The 17,731-nt window shown below is 67.5% G+C and carries 16 protein-coding genes and 1 riboswitch; of the genes, 5 read left to right on the forward strand and 11 right to left on the reverse strand.

Features of this window, described 5'->3' with window-relative positions:
• Window positions 1-13: 13 nt before the first annotated feature.
• The 6 genes from AAFF27_17825 to AAFF27_17850 are packed head-to-tail and all read right to left on the reverse strand — an operon-like array spanning window position 14 to window position 6,383.
• Complete coding sequence (locus AAFF27_17825) at window positions 14-784, reverse strand: ABC transporter ATP-binding protein (GenBank protein ID XAH21870.1); 771 nt, start codon at window positions 782-784, stop codon at window positions 14-16.
• On the reverse strand, window positions 781-1,812 hold the full coding sequence (locus tag AAFF27_17830; GenBank protein ID XAH21871.1) for an iron ABC transporter permease: 1,032 nt from the start codon (window positions 1,810-1,812) through the stop codon (window positions 781-783). The genes AAFF27_17825 and AAFF27_17830 overlap by 4 nt, the downstream gene beginning before the upstream one ends.
• Window positions 1,785-2,663, reverse strand: coding sequence for a helical backbone metal receptor (locus AAFF27_17835; GenBank protein XAH21872.1), 879 nt, complete (start codon window positions 2,661-2,663; stop codon window positions 1,785-1,787). Before AAFF27_17835 ends, AAFF27_17830 begins: the two co-directional genes overlap by 28 nt.
• Window positions 2,660-3,241 (reverse strand): bifunctional adenosylcobinamide kinase/adenosylcobinamide-phosphate guanylyltransferase, encoded by a 582-nt coding sequence (gene cobU, locus AAFF27_17840; protein XAH21873.1) that lies wholly within the window; start codon window positions 3,239-3,241, stop codon window positions 2,660-2,662. The genes AAFF27_17835 and cobU overlap by 4 nt, the downstream gene beginning before the upstream one ends.
• Window positions 3,238-4,551 (reverse strand): cobyrinate a,c-diamide synthase, encoded by a 1,314-nt coding sequence (locus tag AAFF27_17845; GenBank protein ID XAH26260.1) that lies wholly within the window; start codon window positions 4,549-4,551, stop codon window positions 3,238-3,240. Before AAFF27_17845 ends, cobU begins: the two co-directional genes overlap by 4 nt.
• A gap of 8 nt (window positions 4,552-4,559) precedes the next feature.
• A complete protein-coding gene (locus tag AAFF27_17850; GenBank protein ID XAH21874.1) occupies window positions 4,560-6,383 on the reverse strand; it encodes a TonB-dependent receptor in 1,824 nt (607 codons plus the stop codon).
• A gap of 91 nt (window positions 6,384-6,474) precedes the next feature.
• Window positions 6,475-6,713: riboswitch (cobalamin riboswitch) on the reverse strand.
• A gap of 110 nt (window positions 6,714-6,823) precedes the next feature.
• Between AAFF27_17850 and AAFF27_17855 the strand changes: the two genes are divergently transcribed.
• The 4 genes from AAFF27_17855 (at window position 6,824) to AAFF27_17870 (ending at window position 8,545) form a co-directional block, all read left to right on the forward strand.
• The gene (locus tag AAFF27_17855; GenBank protein XAH21875.1) at window positions 6,824-7,060 is read left to right on the forward strand and encodes a DUF904 domain-containing protein; all 237 of its coding nucleotides are present in this window, start codon (window positions 6,824-6,826) and stop codon (window positions 7,058-7,060) included.
• Window positions 7,057-7,377 (forward strand): cell division protein ZapA, encoded by a 321-nt coding sequence (locus tag AAFF27_17860; GenBank protein XAH21876.1) that lies wholly within the window; start codon window positions 7,057-7,059, stop codon window positions 7,375-7,377. The genes AAFF27_17855 and AAFF27_17860 overlap by 4 nt, the downstream gene beginning before the upstream one ends.
• Before the next feature lie 476 nt (window positions 7,378-7,853).
• Entirely contained in the window at window positions 7,854-8,156 is a 303-nt protein-coding gene (locus AAFF27_17865; GenBank protein XAH21877.1) for a type II toxin-antitoxin system HigB family toxin, read from the forward strand.
• A gap of 17 nt (window positions 8,157-8,173) precedes the next feature.
• Complete coding sequence (locus AAFF27_17870; protein ID XAH21878.1) at window positions 8,174-8,545, forward strand: transcriptional regulator; 372 nt, start codon at window positions 8,174-8,176, stop codon at window positions 8,543-8,545.
• Between the two features lie 25 nt (window positions 8,546-8,570).
• On the opposite strand, the gene AAFF27_17875 is transcribed toward AAFF27_17870, so the two are convergent.
• From AAFF27_17875 to AAFF27_17895, 5 genes are all read right to left on the reverse strand, one after another.
• The gene (locus AAFF27_17875) at window positions 8,571-10,991 is read right to left on the reverse strand and encodes an EAL domain-containing protein (protein XAH21879.1); all 2,421 of its coding nucleotides are present in this window, start codon (window positions 10,989-10,991) and stop codon (window positions 8,571-8,573) included.
• Entirely contained in the window at window positions 10,988-12,280 is a 1,293-nt protein-coding gene (locus AAFF27_17880; protein XAH21880.1) for an HD domain-containing phosphohydrolase, read from the reverse strand. Before AAFF27_17880 ends, AAFF27_17875 begins: the two co-directional genes overlap by 4 nt.
• Before the next feature lie 165 nt (window positions 12,281-12,445).
• The gene (locus AAFF27_17885) at window positions 12,446-13,972 is read right to left on the reverse strand and encodes a malonyl-CoA synthase (GenBank protein ID XAH21881.1); all 1,527 of its coding nucleotides are present in this window, start codon (window positions 13,970-13,972) and stop codon (window positions 12,446-12,448) included.
• A gap of 129 nt (window positions 13,973-14,101) precedes the next feature.
• Window positions 14,102-14,914, reverse strand: coding sequence for a prolipoprotein diacylglyceryl transferase (gene lgt / locus AAFF27_17890; protein XAH26261.1), 813 nt, complete (start codon window positions 14,912-14,914; stop codon window positions 14,102-14,104).
• An 87-nt stretch (window positions 14,915-15,001) separates the two neighbouring features.
• Window positions 15,002-15,928, reverse strand: a complete 927-nt coding sequence (locus AAFF27_17895) for a LysR family transcriptional regulator (protein XAH21882.1) — start codon at window positions 15,926-15,928, stop codon at window positions 15,002-15,004.
• 99 nt (window positions 15,929-16,027) lie between these two features.
• Between AAFF27_17895 and ilvD the strand changes: the two genes are divergently transcribed.
• Window positions 16,028-17,722 (forward strand): dihydroxy-acid dehydratase, encoded by a 1,695-nt coding sequence (ilvD, locus tag AAFF27_17900; protein ID XAH21883.1) that lies wholly within the window; start codon window positions 16,028-16,030, stop codon window positions 17,720-17,722.
• The last annotated feature ends 9 nt before the right edge of the window (window positions 17,723-17,731 follow it).

Below are 17,731 nucleotides of genomic sequence, written 5' to 3' on the forward strand. Positions count from 1 at the left end.
CTCTCCTTGTTTCTTAGGGCTTCGGCAGCGCCACCCATTGGCCCAACATGGGCTGGATGCTGATGCGGTGCTCAAAGACGCTCTCCAGCGCACGGTGCGTGGCGGCATCAGCCGTGGCGCCCGCGTGCACGATGCGGCCGGCCTGCAGCACCACCACGTCGTCGGCCTGCAGCGCAAAGCCGATTTCGTGCAGCACGCTGACCACCGTGCCGCCAGCGGCCACGCGGCTGCGTACGGCGGCCAGCCAGTCGGCCTGGTGCGGCGGGTCAAGATTAGCCAATGGTTCGTCCATCAGCAGCACCGGGGCCTCTACCGCCAGCGCGCGCGCCAGCAGCACACGCTGGCGCTCGCCGCCCGACAGCTCGCCCAATGCGCGATCGCGCCAGGCCCAGGCATGGGTGGCGCGCAAGGCGCGCTCTACTGCCGCGTGGTCGGCCGCTGCGGGCGGTGCCAGCCAGGCCCGGTGCGGCAGGCGGCCCAGCATGGCCACGTCGTAGGCCGTGAGGTCGTCCGCGCCGCCTTCGCCCTGGCCCAGCCAGGCCACCTCGCGTGCACGCGCCCGGCCCGGCCATTGCGCCAGTGGTCGGCCCTGCAACAGCACATCGCCGCCACGGCAAGGCAGCAGGCCGGCCAGCAGCTTGAGCAAGGTCGATTTGCCCGCGCCATTGGGGCCAACGATGCTGGTCCAACGGCCCTTGGGCAAGGCCAAATCAATGCCATGCAGCACCTCCGCATGACCGAGCCGCGCGTGCACGCCCCGGGCTTCAAGCACAACCGCGCTCATCTCCCCACCCCCGCCATGCTGCGCCGGTGCATCAGCCACAGCAGATAGCCGCCGCCCAGCAGCGCGGTCAGCACGCCCACCGGCAGCTCCTGCGGCGCCAGCAGCCAGCGCGCAAGCAGGTCGGCCGCCATCAGCAGCGCGCCGCCCATGCAGGCCGACAGCAGCAGCAGCGCGCCATGGGTAGAGCGCAGCAGCGGCCGCACCAGGTGCGGCGCGGCCAGGCCGACAAAAGCAATCAGCCCCGCATGCGCCACCGCCGTGCCGGTGGCCAGCGCCAGCACCGCCACCAGCGCGGCACGCAGGCGCGGCAGCGACAGGCCCAGGCTGGCGGCCGTGGCCTCGCCCAGCGTCAGGCCATCGAGCACCGGCGCCAGTGCCCAGGACACCAGCAGGCACAAGGCCAGCGCCGCGCCCATCAGCGCCACCGATTGCCAGCCCAGAAAGCTGGTGCTGCCCAAGGTAAAGCCCTGCATGGACTGCAGGATGTCCGGCGCCGACAGCGTGACCAGGTCCTTGGCCGCGCCCAGCACCACGCCGACGATCACGCCGCCCAGCAGCAGCCGCAGCGTGTGCTGCGCGCCGCGCGCCAGGGTCAGCGTGAGCATCACGGCCAGCACTGCACCCATGAAAGCCGCGCTGGTGATGCCCAACTGCAGCCACCAGCCACCGGCCATGGCCGCAGCCGGCGACAACCCGGCCGCCAGCAGCGCCAGCGCCGCCCCCAACGAGGCGCCCGAGCCGCTGCCCAGCAAATACGGATCGGCCAGCGGATTACGAAACAAGCCCTGCGCCACCGCGCCCGCCAGCCCCAGCAGCGCGCCGGTAATCCAGGCGCCCACGGTGCGTGGCAGGCGGATGTCGCGCACGATCTGCCAGGCGATCGGGTCTTCCTGCATGGCGCGCAGGCTGTCAAAACCGGTACTGCCCACCGCCGCGCCCAGCGCCAGCAGCAGTGCCGCCAGCAGCACCAAACCACTTCCCAGAAGCACGGCGCGTCGATTTACCAAGGCGCCACCTTCAACAGGCATTGCGCCATGATGCGTGCCGCCTCGGCCATGCGCGGGCCGGGGCGCACCAGCACGTCGGCGTCGTCCGGGCCGAACACGCAGATGCGCTGCTCGCGTATCGCGCGCATGCTGCCCCAGCCTGGGTAAGGCACCGCCGCCTGCATGCTGCGGCTGCCGATCATGATGACGTCCGGGTTGGCGCGCACCACGAACTCGGGGTTGAGCCGCGGAAACGGCCCGAGCGATGCCGGCACCACATTGCGCACGCCCAGGCGCGTCAGCGTCTCGCCAATGAAGGAGGATTCGCCCGCCGCATACGGCCCACGGCTCACCTCGAAGTACACGCGCAGCGGCGGCGTGCGTGCCGGCAGCGACTGCGCGGCGGCCTGCACGCTGGCGTCGATCACGCGCCACAGGCGCGCGGCGCTTTCATCAGGCACCTGCAGCAGGCGCGCCAGTTGTTGCAGCACGCGGCGCACGTCGGCATGGGTCTTGGGCTCCAGCGCCACCACCTTGATGCCCAGCGCCTCCAGCCGGTCGCTGGCGCGCGAAGACGTGGCCAGCAGCACCACATCGGGCTTGAGCGCGACGATGGCCTCGATGTTGGGATCAATGCCGCCGCCCACCACCGGCAGCCGGCGCACGCTGTCGGGCCAATTGGAATAGCGGTCTACGCCCACCAGCCGCTGGCATTGCTCCAGCGCGCAGACGCTCTCGGTCAGCGATGGCAGCAGGCTGACGATGCGCTGCGGCGTGTGCTCGAACTGCAGCGTGCGGCCACGCGCATCGGTGATCTCCAGCGCCTGGGCAGCGGCCGCGCCCAGGGCCAATGCCAGCAGCAGGCAGCGCAGAGCGGCGGAAAGAAATCTCATGCGCGCTCGTCCTTCAATGTCAGCGGCAGCCCGGCCGCCATCAGCGTCACGCGCCGGCAGGCCGCCGCCACGCGCTGGTTGGTCTGGCCCAGCGCATCGACAAAGGCGCGCACCTCGCGCCCCATGGGCACCACGCCCAGGCCGATCTCGTTGGAGACCAGCACCACCGGGCCCGGCGCCTGCTCTATTGCTACAGAAAGTAGAGCTACTAGCCCAGGCCACACCTGGGCTTCAGGCACTTTTTCTTTAAATTCATCATCTGCCGGCATCAGCAGGTTGGTGAGCCACAGCGTGAGGCAGTCCACCACCACCAGCGTGTGCGCGTTGCTGTGCGCGCCAATCACCTCGGCCACGCGCAGCGGCTCCTCAATCGTCGTCATGCGCGGCAAGCGCTCAGCGCGGTCCTGGCGGTGGCGTGCGATGCGCTGGCGCATCTCCTCGTCCCAGGGCTGCGCCGTGGCCACGAACACCGCCTGGTGCGCGGGCGATGCGGCCAGCCAGGCCTCGGCCAGTTGCTCGGCACGGCGCGACTTGCCGCTTTTCTGGCCGCCCAGCACCAGTTCGCTCACGGGCTTCATGCGGCACCGGCCCCAAACAGCGACGCAGCCGCCACCGGATCAGAGGCAAACCAGGCATGGAAATAACTCGCCCGCACTGCGCCCTGGGCATACAGCGCCTCGCCCTGCTCCGCCTTGCCGGGCCGCTGCGTGTGGCCTGCCACAGGCAGCGGCGTGGCCAGCGTCGAATAGTGAAAGGTATGGCCGCGCAGCGTGCCGGCAGGCAGCGCCAGTTGCTGCGGCCCCAGCGCGGCCAGGCGCCGGCCCATGGTGACCGTGCCCGGCAGCAGGCCCCAGGCCGGATGGGCCTGGCCTTCGGCATCAACGATGGTGTTCATGAGCGCCATCATGCCGCCGCATTCAGCCCACAGCGGTCGGCCGGCGTCGATATGCGCGCGCAAGCTTTCGCGCGTGGCATCTGCGCCGGCCAACGCCGGCAAATGCAGCTCGGGATAGCCGCCCGGCAACCAGACCGCATCGCAGCGCGGCAAGGCCTCACCGGCCAGCGGCGAGAAGAAGGCCAGCTCAGCCCCCAACGCGCGCAGGCAGTCGAGGTTGGCCGGGTAGATAAAGGCAAAGGCGGCATCGCGCGCAATGGCGATGCGCCGTCCGCGCAGCAGCGGCGCGGGCGCGGGCTGCGGCACAGCGGGAAAATCGGTGGCCCAGGCGGCCAGCGCCGCGCCGTCCATGCGGCCAAGCGGCGTTTGCACCAGGGCATCGGCGGCAGCATCCAGCCGCGCCAAGGCATCAGCCTTCGGCAGATCGGCCACCAGGCCCAGATGGCGCTCAGGCAAGGCCCAGGCCGTGCCACGCGGCAGCGCGCCCAACCAATCGGCCGGCTCGCGCAGGCCGTCTTGCAGCATCTGCGCATGCCGTGGGCTGGCCACGCGGTTGGCCAGCACGCCAGCCCAGCGCAGGCCGGGCCGGTAGTGCTGCAGGCCAAAGGCCAGCGCGCCAAAGGTGCCGGCCATGGCGCCGGCATCGACCACCGCCAGCACCGGCAAGCCAAAGTGCCGCGCCAGGTCGGCCGCGCTCGGCGTGCCATCGAACAGGCCCATGGCCCCTTCGACCAGCAGCAGGTCGGCCTCTTGCGCGGCGGCGTGCAGGCGCGCGGCGCAATCGGCCTCGCCGTTCATCCACAGGTCCAGCGCATGCACCGGCGCGCCGCTGGCCAAGGCCAGCCAGTACGGGTCCAGAAAATCCGGCCCGCACTTGAACACCCGCACGCGCCGCCCCGCCCGGCTGTGCAGCCGCGCCAGCGCAGCCACCACCGTGGTCTTGCCCTGGCCCGAGGCCGGGGCCGCCACCAGCAGCGCCGGGCAAGAGGCCATGCCCATGCTTACTGCGGCATCCACTTCACGCTGATGAAGGCCGTGCGGCCGCCGGTAGCGTAGGTGCGGGCCAGTTGGTAGTCCTTGTCGGCCAGGTTGTCGATGCGCGCCTGCAGCGTGAAGTCGCGCGACAGTCGGGTGCTGGCGTAGAGGCTCAGCAAGCCATAGCCGCCCAGCCGCTGCGTGTTGGCCGCGTCGTTGAAGCGGCTGGCAGAGAACTGCGCCTCGGCACCCACCGTCCAGCCGGCGATGCGGGTGTCTGCGCCCAGCGTGCCGTGCCGGCGCGAGCGGCGTGCCACCAGCTTGTCGGAGGCCAGGTCGCGCGGGTCCTGGAAGTCGAGCGAACCATGCAGCGCGATGTCGCCAATGCGCTGCTCGCCGGAGAAGGTCAGGCCCTTGTATTCAGCCCGCGCCACGTTGGCGTAGCAGCCGAAGCTGGACTCGCAGGCACCCGGGCCGGCAAAGGTGATGAGATTGGTCAGGCGGTTGCGGTAGGCCACCACACCAGCGCTGCTGCCGCCCTGGCTCCAGCGCAGTCCGGCTTCCACGTTGCGGCTGCTTTCCGGCTGCAGCGTCGGGATGCCGTACATGCTGAAGCGCTGGTACAGCGTCGGCGCGCGGAAGGCCGTGCCGGCCGAGGCCGTAGCGCGCCAGTTGGGCGCAAAGGCAAAGCCGTAGGCCGCGCTGCCGGTGCTTTTGCCGCCGAATTCGCTGTCCTTGTCATGCCGCACATTGAGCTGCACCGTGTGCGCGCCCTGCGTGTAGCCATAGCCCAGCGCCAGGCCATCCTGGTGGCGGCCCTGGTCGATGGGCGCGTTCTTCAGGTGGTCTTCGCGGCGCTCCAGCGCGGCCGTCACCAGGTGCGGGCCAAAGCGGAACTCGTTCTGGAACAGGTAGCCGCGCAGGTCGGTGATGCTCAGGTAGGGCGAGGGCGTGGTCTCGTAGCGGCTGCTGGAGTCGGTGACCTGCACGCGCGTCTTCCAGATGTCGTTCCACTGCGAGGTCCAGCTCAGGCCGGCGGTGCGCAGGCGGTTCAGGCTGCGGTCGTCGGCCGCCGGGCTGGTGTCGTACTGCGAGTTGAGGTTGCTGGCCAGGAAGGTAGCGTCCAGGCGCTGGCGTGCGTTGATGCGCAGGCCCAGCTTGGTGTTGAAGGAGTTGCTGCGGTAGCCGTCCTTGTCCGGGTTCTGGCCGGCGATCGGGCGGGCGTTGAAGCCGCTGCTTTCCTCATGTGCCATGCCCAGCGAGTAATCAAAGGCGCCATCCACGCCCGCCGCGCCGCTGATGCCGGCCTCGGCGCGCGAGGTGCCATGGTTGCCAATGCCAATGCCCACGAAGGGCGTGGGCTTGCCCTCGCCCTTTTTGGTGAAGAGCTGGATCACGCCGCCAATGGCGTCAGAGCCATACACCGCGGCCGCCGGGCCGCGCAGCACTTCGATGCGGTCGATCTGCGACAGCGGGATCTGCTCCCAGCTGGCGCCGCCGGTGGACTGCGAATCGACGCGCACGCCATCGATGTAGACGGCCGTGAAGCGCGACTCGGCACCGCGCAGGAACACGCTGGTATTGGTGCCCAGGCCACCGTTGCGCGAGACCTCCACGCCCGGCAGGCGCGCCAGCACATCGGAAATCCCCACGGCGCCGCTGCGCTCGATGGTGTCGCGGTCGACGATGGACACATCGCCCACCAGATCAGACAGGGGCTGGGCCACGCGCGTGGCGGTGACCACGGTCTCGGCCAGCGCCGGCGCGGCGGTCTGCGCGTGCAATGGGAAGGCGGCGGCCAAGGCCAGGGGCAGCGCGGCGGCGCGCAGGCAGTAAGAACGGGTTTTCATCGAACAGAAACAGAGCTGGGGCATACCCTGACCGGCCTCCCCGCCGGTCTCTGGGCGTCACGGATGCGCGCAACGTCGCCAGGGCTTGGGCGTGCGCATCCACCTTGTTGGCCGGTATCCGGGCTGGCGGAAGCTACAGCCCCCGCCTTCCCAGGCACGTGTTCAGTGCGCCCAGTGGCTATGTAGGGGGATGCGGAATCTTGCGATTCGTCCGCTGACCGTTGCGGGGGCAGCGCAGGTCGGGCGGCCCATGCGTGGCGCGCCCTCCTGCTTCCCGTTGAACTGCGCCCTGTGAACCAGGCCGCGAGCACCAACGGGCGAGATTCTAGGGCCCCGGACGCAAATGGCCGCCAGTTCCGAGAAGCATTGCACACCCGAGTGGCGGCGAGCCTACAGACGGTACGCCAAACCGAAACCTGCCACCTACAATCTGCGGGCCTATGCCCAGCCCCGCATCCATTGACCAGGTTGCTGAACGCGTCGAGCGCCTTTTGCTGCGCCATGCGGAGTTGCAACGCACCAACCAGTTGCTGGCGCAGCAGGTACAGGCCTTGACCCAGGAACGAGACTCGCTCAAGTCCCGCCTGCGCGCCGCGCGCTCCCGCGTCGACGCCCTGCTGGAGCGGCTGCCCACCGACCTCACCGATCCCACCACTGGCCCTGGAAGCGACGCATGAAGCAGCTCGAAGTGCAGATCATGGGACAAAGCTACCTGCTCGGCTGCCCCGAGGGCGGCGAAGCCAGGCTGCGTGCCGCGGTGGAACGGGTGGACACCACCATGCAGCGCATCCGCGACGCCGGCAAGGTGCGCGCACGCGACCGCATCGCGGTGCTGGCAGCCCTCAACCTGGCCTTCGACGTCACCGACCGCGCCGCGTCGCCCCCCGCCATCACCCCCGCCGCCGCCGCCCCCGGCGACGACGAAGACAGCGCCCGCTGGACCCAACTGTTGCGCCGGCTCGACGATGTGCTGGGCGACGGCCGACTCCTGTGAATCGTAGGCTGGAGCGCTCTACAATAGAGCCGTCTGCAGTGTCGCCGGACTTTATATTTCCTTGAACCAATGCTCCCCGAGCACGGGCTTGGTAAATTTCCCGGCAAGCGTGATCGTCTCGCGTCAGACGAACCCAATGCCTGGCTGCCCTCGCCCACCTGAACCCCGGTTCAGGATGCCGGTTCGGTGACATTTGCAGACACCTCATTTCGGTAACGCGCAGCTGAGCGGTCAGCGTTACTCGGCGCATCAAACGCTTTTTTGCGCACGAACTCAAACAGCCGCCGACTCCCGCCTCGACCTAGTTCTTGTAGTCGCGCCGGTGTTTCATCCCAGACAACATTCGCGCGGCAAAGCCTCCCACGTCGCCCATCTACGATGGGCTTGATGGCGACTCCGAAGCGCTGGAACGTCGCTTGGCCGTCCGTAGGGATGGCATCCCCATGCCAGTCCCAATTCGGGACTAAAATTCACTCATGCGGATCATTGCCACCTCGACGCTCCGGAACTTCTGGGAAAAGCACCCAGATGCAGAGCAGCCCCTGAAGGCTTGGTTCAAGGAAGCGACGGAAGCCGCGTGGGCTCAACCGGCGGACATCAAGGCCCAGTTCCGCAGCGCGAGCATCCTGAAGAATCGCCGGGTGATCTTCAACCTCAAGGGCAACGACTATCGGCTGGTAGTGGCGCTGTCCTACAAGCAGCAGATCGCGTTCGTGAAGTTCATCGGCACACATGCCGAGTACGACAAGATCGACGCAGAAACCATAGAGATGGCCTGAAGGCCGTGGAGCCCACCATGAACATCAATGCCATTCGCACCGAAGCAGACTACAAGGCGACACTCAAGCAGGTGTCGCGCCTCATGGAACTGGACCCCGAGCTGGGAACCCCCGAGGCCGATCGGCTGGACATCCTCGCCACGCTGGTGCAGGCCTACGAGGCCAAGCACCACCCCATCGAGCCGCCCGACCCCATAGAGGCCATCAAATTCCGGATGGAGCAAGGCGGGCTGACGATCAAAGACCTGGAACCCATGATCGGGCGTCCGAACCGCATCTATGAGGTGCTCAACCGCACGCGACCACTGACGCTATCCATGATCAGGCGACTGCATAGCGGACTGGGCATCCCGGCAGACGTGCTGATCAACCAGCCCGACACGGTCTGAGTTGAGGCAGCTCGGCGACCGGGCGTCAACTCGGCCGCGGCATAAACGGCTGCGCCTGCATGCGTGGCAACAGCTCCTCGGCCGGCAACCCAGGGGCGCACAGAAAGCCCTGGAACAGCTCGCACCCCAGGGACTGCAAACAATCGAACTGGGCTTGTGTTTCCACACCTTCGGCGACCATCTCGAAGCGCAGCGCGGCGCCAAGGCTGGTCATGGCGCCGACGATGGCGCGGTCGCTTTCGTCGCTGGGCAGGCCGCGCACAAAAGACTGGTCGATCTTCAGCCGGTGGATCGGGAAGCGCTTGAGGTAGGCCAGGCTGGAATAGCCGGTGCCAAAGTCGTCGATGGCCAGCCGCACCCCGAGCGCGGCCAGGGCGTGCAGGCGCTCCAGCGCCTCGTCTGCGCCCTGCACCAGGATCGATTCGGTGAGCTCCAGCTCCAGCAGCTCGGGCGGCAGGCCCGAGGCATGGATGGCGGCGGCCACGCGCTGCACGAAATCCGCCTGGCGAAACTGCAGCGCCGAGACATTGACCGACACCGGCACCGCCATGCCCTCCCGCTGCCACACCGCCGCCTGGCGCACGGCCTCTTCAAGCACCCAGGCGCCGATGGTGACGATAAAGCCCGACTCTTCGGCCAGCGGGATGAACACGCCCGGCGACACCGGGCCCAGCTCGGGATCAGTCCAGCGCAGCAATGCCTCCACGCCCACCAACGCGCCGCTGCCCATATGGATCTGCGGCTGGTAGTGCAGCGAGAAGCGGCGCTCTTCCATGGCCTGGCGCATGGCATGGTCGAGCTTCATGCGTGCCAGCAGGTTGGAATTCATCTGCGGCTGGTAGAAGCGGAAGTTGCCGCGACCGTGCTCCTTGACCCGGAACATGGCCGTGTCGGCATGCCGCACCAGGTCGTCCAGCGTCGTGCCGTCTTGCGGGTACAGCGCTATGCCGATGCTGCAGTTCACCGAAAAGCGCATGTCGTCCAGCGCAAACGGCTGCACCATGCAGTCCAGAATGCGGCGCGCCACGACCTCGGCCGAGGCCTCGTCCGCATGGTCGAGGTGGATCACGAACTCATCGCCCCCAAGCCGGCACAAGGTATCGGCCAGGCGCAGGCAGCCCTTGATGCGTTCGGCCACCTTCACCAGCACGCGGTCGCCAAACTGGTGGCCGAGCGAGTCGTTGATGTTCTTGAAGCGATCGAGGTCGAGGAACATGACCGCGAACGGCACCTTCTCTGCGCCGCGCAGTTGCAGCGCCCTGTCTATGCGGCAGGACAACAGCAGTCGGTTGGGCAAGCCGGTGAGCACGTCGCTGTAGGCCAGGTCTTCGATGCGCTGCTGCGCGGCGCGCTGGGCCGTCAGGTCACGAAAAAAGCCGATGGTCTGCAGCACGTCGCCGGCGTCATCGCGCAGTACGACCCAGGACAGGCGCACCGGGCAGGTGCTGCCGTCGGCGCGCCGGTGCCAGACCTCGCCCTCCCAGAAGCCGGTGAACTGCCAGGACTTGCCGACATCGGCCAGCAAACGGCCGGTCTCACGTTCTTCAAACAGGTCGAACGCGTTCATGCCCTGCGGCAAATGGCTGCCTTGGCGTGTGAGCGTGCGAAATGCGGGGTTGACCGACACCACCTGGTGCGCGGCGTCGGTGATGAAGACCGCGTCCGGGCAGGTCTCGAACACCTTGGCCGCCAGGCGCAAGCCATCCTCGGCCGCCACGCGTTCCGTGATGTCCACAAAAGAGAACACGCGACCGATGACCCGGTCCCGGCTGTGCTGCGGCAGCACCGTGCGCTGCAATACGCGGCCAGAGCGCAAGCGCAGGACGTCGGTGGCCTCGGTGTCCATCGACTGCGCCAGCTCCGCCAGGCGCTCTTCGTACGGAGCCGGGTGCTCGATGCTGGCCGCCAGCATGGCGTGCACGGCGGCATCGTCGCGCTGCAGCAGCAGCTCTTTGGGCACGCCCCATATCTGGGCAAAGCGCCGGTTGAACGCCCGGATGCTGCCGTCCAGGCCGCAGACCAGAAGACCGTCGGCGGTTGATTCGAGCGTGGCACGCAGATCGGCGACCAGCAGCTCCAGCGCGTCTTCAGTGGCGCGCTGCGACGTGCGGTCCACCGCACCCACCAGCCAGTGGCCACCGCCCTCCCGGTTCAGCCAGCCGATGCGGCGCTCGACATGCAGGACACGGCCGTCGGCATGCACCATGCGAGTGTTGGAGCGCAGCACCGCCGCCATGTTGCCGCCGGCCTCGTCCCAGAACACCTGGTCTTCCGGGCTGCTGAAGAACTGCAGCACCGGGCGGGCCAGTTGCTCCTGGCGCGACATGCCCAGCAGGTCGGATGCTGCGCGGTTGGCCTCGACGATCTGGAGGCTGTGCGGGTCCACCAGCCAGACCGCCTCCAGCAGCCCTTCCATCAATGCATCCGGCGTGCCGGACGGCGTCATGCGAGACCCTCCGGCGCATCAAGTGCAGCGGCGCGCTCGAAGAAGTAGCAGATGCGCTGGCGTGGCGACAGGTAGTCCATGGCCGCGCGCGGCAGTTGCTGCGGCTTCAGGCTGCGGCGGATGCTGAGCTCGGGCGCGGTCTCCAGGTCAAGCACCACTGCCTCTTCACGCGGTATGGAGGGGTCGTGCACGATGACCTTGGGCCGCAGCGGCCGCAAGGAGTTGACCGAGGTGACCAAGGCAAAGCGGTCATTGCCAAGCTGCACCACGGAGCCCGGCGGATAGACGCCCATCATGCGGATGAAGGCGCCAAGCACGAGCGAGTCGAAGCGCGCCTTCATCTGCGTGAAGATCACCGACAGCGCCTCGTGCGGCGTCAATACGCTGCTGTGGCGGCCGGGGTTGCAGAAGTTGTCATAGCGATTGACCAGGGCCAGCACCTTGCCGCAGAGCTGCATCTCGGGCCCCTTCAGGCGGTCAGGAAAGCCCGTGCCATCGACCATCTCGTGGTGCTGCGCAATGCCGGCGACAACGGCCGCGGGCAGGCCCATGGCCTCGGCTGCCGCCACGCCGTGCGCCACGTGCTGCTGGTAGACGCGGTATTCGGCGGCAGAGAAATAGTCTTCGGTCTGCCGGAGGCGGTCTGGCAGCTCTTGCTTGCCGATGTCGTGCAGCAGGCCGGCCAGGCCCAGCTCGACCAGGTGCATGCGCTCCAGCCCCAGCGCCTGCCCGAGCAGCAACGACAACACCATGACATTGACGGGATGCTGGGCGCTGCGTTCACCCACGCCTTCCGAGAGCAGCCGGATCACCGACTCGCCGTTGGCCAGCAGCTCGTCGACGCAGCCGCCCACCAGCTCTTCGCTGCTCTGGCGTGCCTGGCCCGGGCTCTGGTGCACGATCTCGGCCATGCGCCGGTAGCGGCGTGCCGCGTCGGCAAAGCGCTGTTCGCAGGCCGTCAGTTGCCGCTGCTGCAGCTCAAGCTGCTTCAGGCGCTGGCGGCGCAGCCCCTGGCCCCACCCTTGCCGCGCATCGCCGGCGTCCTCGGCCGGGGCCTCCGTCAGCAGCGCAGCATGCGGCCCCTGCTCCACCACCGCCGCATCGCTGCGATGCGGGAAGTAGCGCACCCGCCGCACACCCAGCGTCGCTATGGTGTGGATCTGCGCCTCGGTGGAAATCTTGAAGTTGTTCAGGGGAAATGGATGGTCCATCCAGCCCAAGTCGAGTTGAATGAACATCCCGATGCGCAACTGACTTACGTCGACAAGTTTCGACTGACCCTCTTCCATGAACGACTCACGGGGTTGACCCCCATGGCCTTGTTATATGTAACGCACCAACGACCCTTAAGAACGTGCATGTTACACAACAAGGCACAGTGAAACGAATGTCATCACCGATGGGTGTTCTGCGCATGCAACATTTTTGGGGTTGCCCTCGAATTTCTGCATGGGCTACACAAACAAGGCCTTGAATTCCTCGCGCAGCAGGTTCTTTTGCACCTTGCCCATGGTGTTGCGCGGCAGCTCCGGCACCACGGCGCAATGCTTGGGAATCTTGAAGTTGGCCAGCTGCACGCGCAGCTGCGCCAGGATGGCCGCCGCGTCTGGCTTGGCGCCGACGCGCGGGATGACGATGGCCACCCCGACCTCGCCAAAATCCGGGTGCGGCACGCCGACCACGGCGCTTTCGGCCACGCCCGGCATGTCGTTGATGCGCCCCTCGATCTCGGCCGGGTAGACGTTGTAGCCGCCGCTGATGATCAGGTCCTTGCTGCGCCCGACGATGGTGACGTAGCCATCGGTATCCACGCGGCCCACGTCGCCGGTGCGGAAGAAACCGTCGGCGGTGAATTCCTCGCGGGTTTTCTCGGGCATGCGCCAGTAGCCCTGGAACACGTTCGGGCCTTTGACCTGGATGCCGCCGGTCTCGCCGGTAGCCAGCGGCTGGCCGTCGTCGCCGGCCACGCGCAGTTGCACGCCTGGCAAGGGGAAGCCCACGGTGCCGCCACGGCGCGCGCCCTGGGCTGCGTCGTAGGGGTTGGAGGTCAGCATGGCGGTTTCGCTCATGCCGTAGCGCTCCAGAATGACGTGGCCGGTGCGCTCTTCCCAGGCGCGGAAGGTCTCGATCAGCAGCGGCGCCGAGCCGGCAATAAAGAGCCGCATATTGCGCACTGCCGCGCGGTCCAGGCCCGGCTCCTGCAGCAGGCGCACATACAAGGTGGGCACGCCCATGAACACGGTGGCGTCGGGCAGGCGGCGCAGCACCAGGGCCGGGTCAAATTTAGCCAGCCAGATCATCTTGCTGCCGTTGAGCAGCGCGCCATGCAGGGCGACGAAAAGTCCGTGCACGTGGAAGATCGGCAGCGCGTGGATCAGCACGTCGCCCGTGCGCCAGCCCCAGTACTCTTTCAGTACCTGCGCATTGCTCAGCAGGTTGCCGTGGCTGAGCATGGCTCCCTTGCTGCGCCCTGTCGTGCCGCTGGTGTAGAGGATGGCGGCCAGGTCGTCTGCGCGGCGCGGCGCCACGGCATGCGTGTCGGGCATGGGCGTGGCGGCATCCAGCAGCGTGCCGCTGCGGTCGTCGTCCAGGGTGAACACATGGCGCGTGCCGGCAGCCTGCGCCACTTCGCGCATCCAGGCTTGGTTGCGCGAGGCGCAGACCACCACCTCGGGCTCGGCATTGCCGATGAAGTATTCGATCTCCGAGCGCTGGTAGGCGGTGTTGAGCGGCAAAAACACATAGCCCGCGCGCAGCGTGGCCAGGTAGAGCAGCGCGGCTTCGACCGATTTCTCTACCTGCACCGCCACGCGTGCACCCTTGGCCAGCTTGAGCGACTGCAGCAGGTTGGCGATGCGCGCGCTGGCGCGGTCCAGGTCGCGCCAGCTGTAGAACAGGCCGCTGTCGGTCTCGATGGCGGTGGCATCCAGGTCGGCGGGGAAGGCGGCGCGCAGGGCGGCGAAGAGATTCTGGTTCCTCATGGGATCACGAATAGCGGGTAGGTACGGCAAGAAGAAAAGAGCGGCATCAGCACGGCTCAATAGCTACCAAATAGATAGCTATCAGCCCAGGCTGTACAAGGGCTAGAGGCATATTTCGTCTAAAAACCTTTAGCCCACCTGGCCCTGGCGGCTGCGCCAGGCCAGCCACAGGCCGAAGGCGATCATCGGCAGGCACAGCCACTGGCCCATGCTCATGCCCAGCGGCAGCAGGCCCAGGAAGCTGTCGGGCTCACGGAAGAATTCGGCGATGAAGCGCAGGCTGCCGTAGCCGATCAGGAAGGCCGCAGCCACCTGGCCCTGGCGGCGCGGCTTGCGCGCATACAGCCACAGCAGCACGAAGAGCAGCAGGCCTTCCAGCAGGAACTGGTAGATCTGCGACGGATGGCGCGGCAGCATCGATCCGCTCTGCGGAAACACCATGCCCCAGGGCAGCGATGGATCGCTGAAGCGGCCCCACAGCTCGCCATTGATGAAGTTGCCAATGCGCCCGGCCGCCAGACCGGTGGGCACGCAGGGCGCGACAAAATCGGCCACCTGCAGCCAGGGCCGGCGGCGCGAACGCGCAAACCACAGCATCGAGCCGATCACGCCCAGCAGGCCGCCATGAAAGCTCATGCCGCCCTGCCAGATATAGAAGATCTCCAGCGGATGGGTGGCGTAGTAGCCGGGCTTGTAGAACAGGCAGTAGCCCAGCCGCCCGCCCAGCACCACGCCGGCCACGCCCAGGAACAGGATGTCTTCCACATCCTTGCGCGTCCAGGCGCCGTCGCCGGTGATGGCGGCATAGGGCTGGTGCCGCAGCCGCAGGTTGCCCAGGAACAAAAACAAGGCAAAGGCTGCGAGATAGGTCAGGCCGTACCAGTGCACGGCAAGCGGGCCAATCTGCAGGGCAACCGGGTCGATATGGGGGTACATCAGCATGATGGCGGCTATTGTGCCCGTGGCGTGCGTCACGCCAGGAATATGAACCAAATAGGCCTCTAGCCCAGTACCCACCTGGGCTTATAGCTATGAATTAAGAAGCACCTGCTGGCGCACGAAATCCACGAAGCGCGCCAGCGCCGGGTTGGCGGCATCTGCCGGCCAGACCAGGCTGGTTTCGCAGGCCGGCAGCGCCGGTGCGCGGCGGCGCCGGGCCGGCGTGCGGTAGACCACGCCGGCGCGGCGGAACTGGGTCACGCTGGCCGGCACCCAGGCCACGCCGATGCCGGCCGACACCAGGTTGACGATGGTCTGCATCTGGATCGCCTCCTGCACCACCTCGGGCGAGCGGCCGGCCGCGTGGTAGAGCGCAAACACCGCGTCGTACAGCGAAGGCGCGATGCGGCGCGGGAAGATCACCAGCGGCTCGGCCAGCACCGCGTCCAGCGGCGGCGCCTGCAGCGCGGCCAGCGGATGGTGCTCGGGCAGGGCCAGCAGCAATGGCTCGGCCAACACACGGAAGGCCTGCAAGCCGGGCGGCGCAAAACCGGGGGAATGCAGCATCAGGCCGGCATCCAGCTCGCCGCGTGCAAACGCTTGCAGTTGCACGTCGCCCGTGGCCTCGACCAGTTCCAGCGCCACCTGCGGGCAGGCCGCGCGAAAGGCCCGCACCCAGCCCGGCAGGCGCTCAAAACCGATGGTGGAGACAAAACCCAGCCGCAGCCGCCCGACTTCGCCCCCGGCCGCCGCGCGCGCCCGCGCCGGCAGCGCGCGGGCCCGCTCCAGCAGGTCACGCACATCGGGCAGCAGGGCTTCGCCGGCGGCGGTGAGCTGCACGCGCCGGCTGGTGCGGTCGAACAGCGGCGTGCCCAGCGTCTTCTCCAGCAAGGCGATGGCCTGGGTCAGCGGCGGCTGGGTCATATGCAGGCGCAGCGCGGCGCGGCCGAAGTGCAGCTCTTCAGCCACGGCCAGGAACTGGCGCCAGACGCGGAGTTCTATGGGGGCGTCATTCATATGCACAGCATATCAATACCGCCTTGAGAATGGATTGGAATCTATCAATCACCCGGCGCATACTTCCGCCGTACAAAAACCCCACGAGAGAGACTTCTGATGGACACCAAGGTCATCCAGATCAACCGCCGCAGCGCCAACATCACTGAAGGCAAGTCGCGCGCCCCCAATCGCTCCATGTACTACGCCATGGGCTACGAGGAAGGCGACTTCAAGAAGCCCATGGTGGGCGTGGCCAACGGCCACAGCACCATCACGCCCTGCAACTCGGGCCTGCAGAAGCTGGCTGACGCAGCCATCGCAGGCATCGAAGAAGCCGGCGGCAACGCCCAGGTGTTTGGCACGCCCACCATCAGCGACGGCATGGCCATGGGCACCGAAGGCATGAAGTACAGCCTGGTGAGCCGCGAAGTCATCAGCGACTGCGTGGAAACCAGCGTGCAAGGCCAGTGGATGGACGGCGTGCTGGTGGTCGGCGGCTGCGACAAGAACATGCCCGGTGGCCTGATGGGCATGCTGCGCGCCAATGTGCCGGCCATCTATGTCTACGGCGGCACCATCCTGCCGGGCCGCTACAAGGGCCAGGACCTGAACATCGTCAGCGTGTTCGAAGCCGTGGGCCAGAACGCCGCCGGCAACCTGAGCGACGAAGACCTGCGCGAGATCGAAATGCGCGCCATCCCCGGCACCGGCTCTTGCGGCGGCATGTACACGGCCAACACCATGTCCAGCGCCTTCGAAGCCCTGGGCATCAGCCTGCCCTACTCGTCGACCATGGCCAACCCGCATGACGAGAAAGAAAACTCGGCCAAGGAATCGGCCAAGGTGCTGATCGAGGCGATCAAGAAAGATCTGAAGCCACGCGACATCGTCACCAAGAAGGCGATCGAGAACGCCGTGGCCGTGATCATGGCCACCGGCGGCTCGACCAACGCGGTGCTGCACTTCTTGGCGATTGCGCACACGGCGGGCGTGGAGTGGTCTATCGACGACTTCGAGCGCATCCGCAAGAAGACGCCGGTGCTGTGCGACCTCAAGCCCAGCGGCAAGTACCTGGCGGTGGACCTGCACCAGGCCGGCGGCATTCCGCAAGTGATGAAGGTGTTGCTGAACGCCGGCCTGCTGCATGGCGACTGCATCACCATCAGCGGCCAGACCATTGCCGAGGTGCTGAAAGACGTGCCCGACGTGCCACGCGCCGACCAGGACGTGATCCGCCCGATCGACAAGCCCATGTACGAAGAAGGCCACCTGGCCATCCTGAAGGGCAACCTGAGCCCCGAAGGCGCGGTGGCCAAGATCACCGGCCTGAAGAACCCGGTCATCACCGGCCCGGCGCGCGTTTTCGACGACGAGCAATCGGCGCTGGCCGCCATCCTGGCCGGCAAGATCGTGGCCGGCGACGTGATGGTGCTGCGCTACCTGGGCCCCAAGGGCGGCCCGGGCATGCCCGAGATGCTGGCCCCCACGGGCGCGCTGATCGGCGCCGGCCTGGGCGAAAGCGTGGGCCTGATCACCGACGGCCGCTTCTCTGGCGGCACCTGGGGCATGGTGGTGGGCCACGTGGCGCCGGAAGCGGCAGCAGGCGGCAACATTGCCTTCATCCACGAGGGTGACTCGATCACCATCGACGCGCACCAGCTGGTGCTGGAACTGAACGTGCCCGAAGCCGAGCTGGCCAAGCGCCGCGAAGGCTGGACGCCGCCGGCGCCGCGCTACACCCGTGGCGTGCAGGCCAAGTTCGCCTTCAACGCCGCCAGCGCCAGCAAGGGCGCGGTGCTGGACGACTTCTAAGCGCAGCCC

The organism is Xylophilus sp. GW821-FHT01B05 (genome assembly GCA_038961845.1).
Lineage (GTDB): Bacteria > Pseudomonadota > Gammaproteobacteria > Burkholderiales > Burkholderiaceae_C > Xylophilus.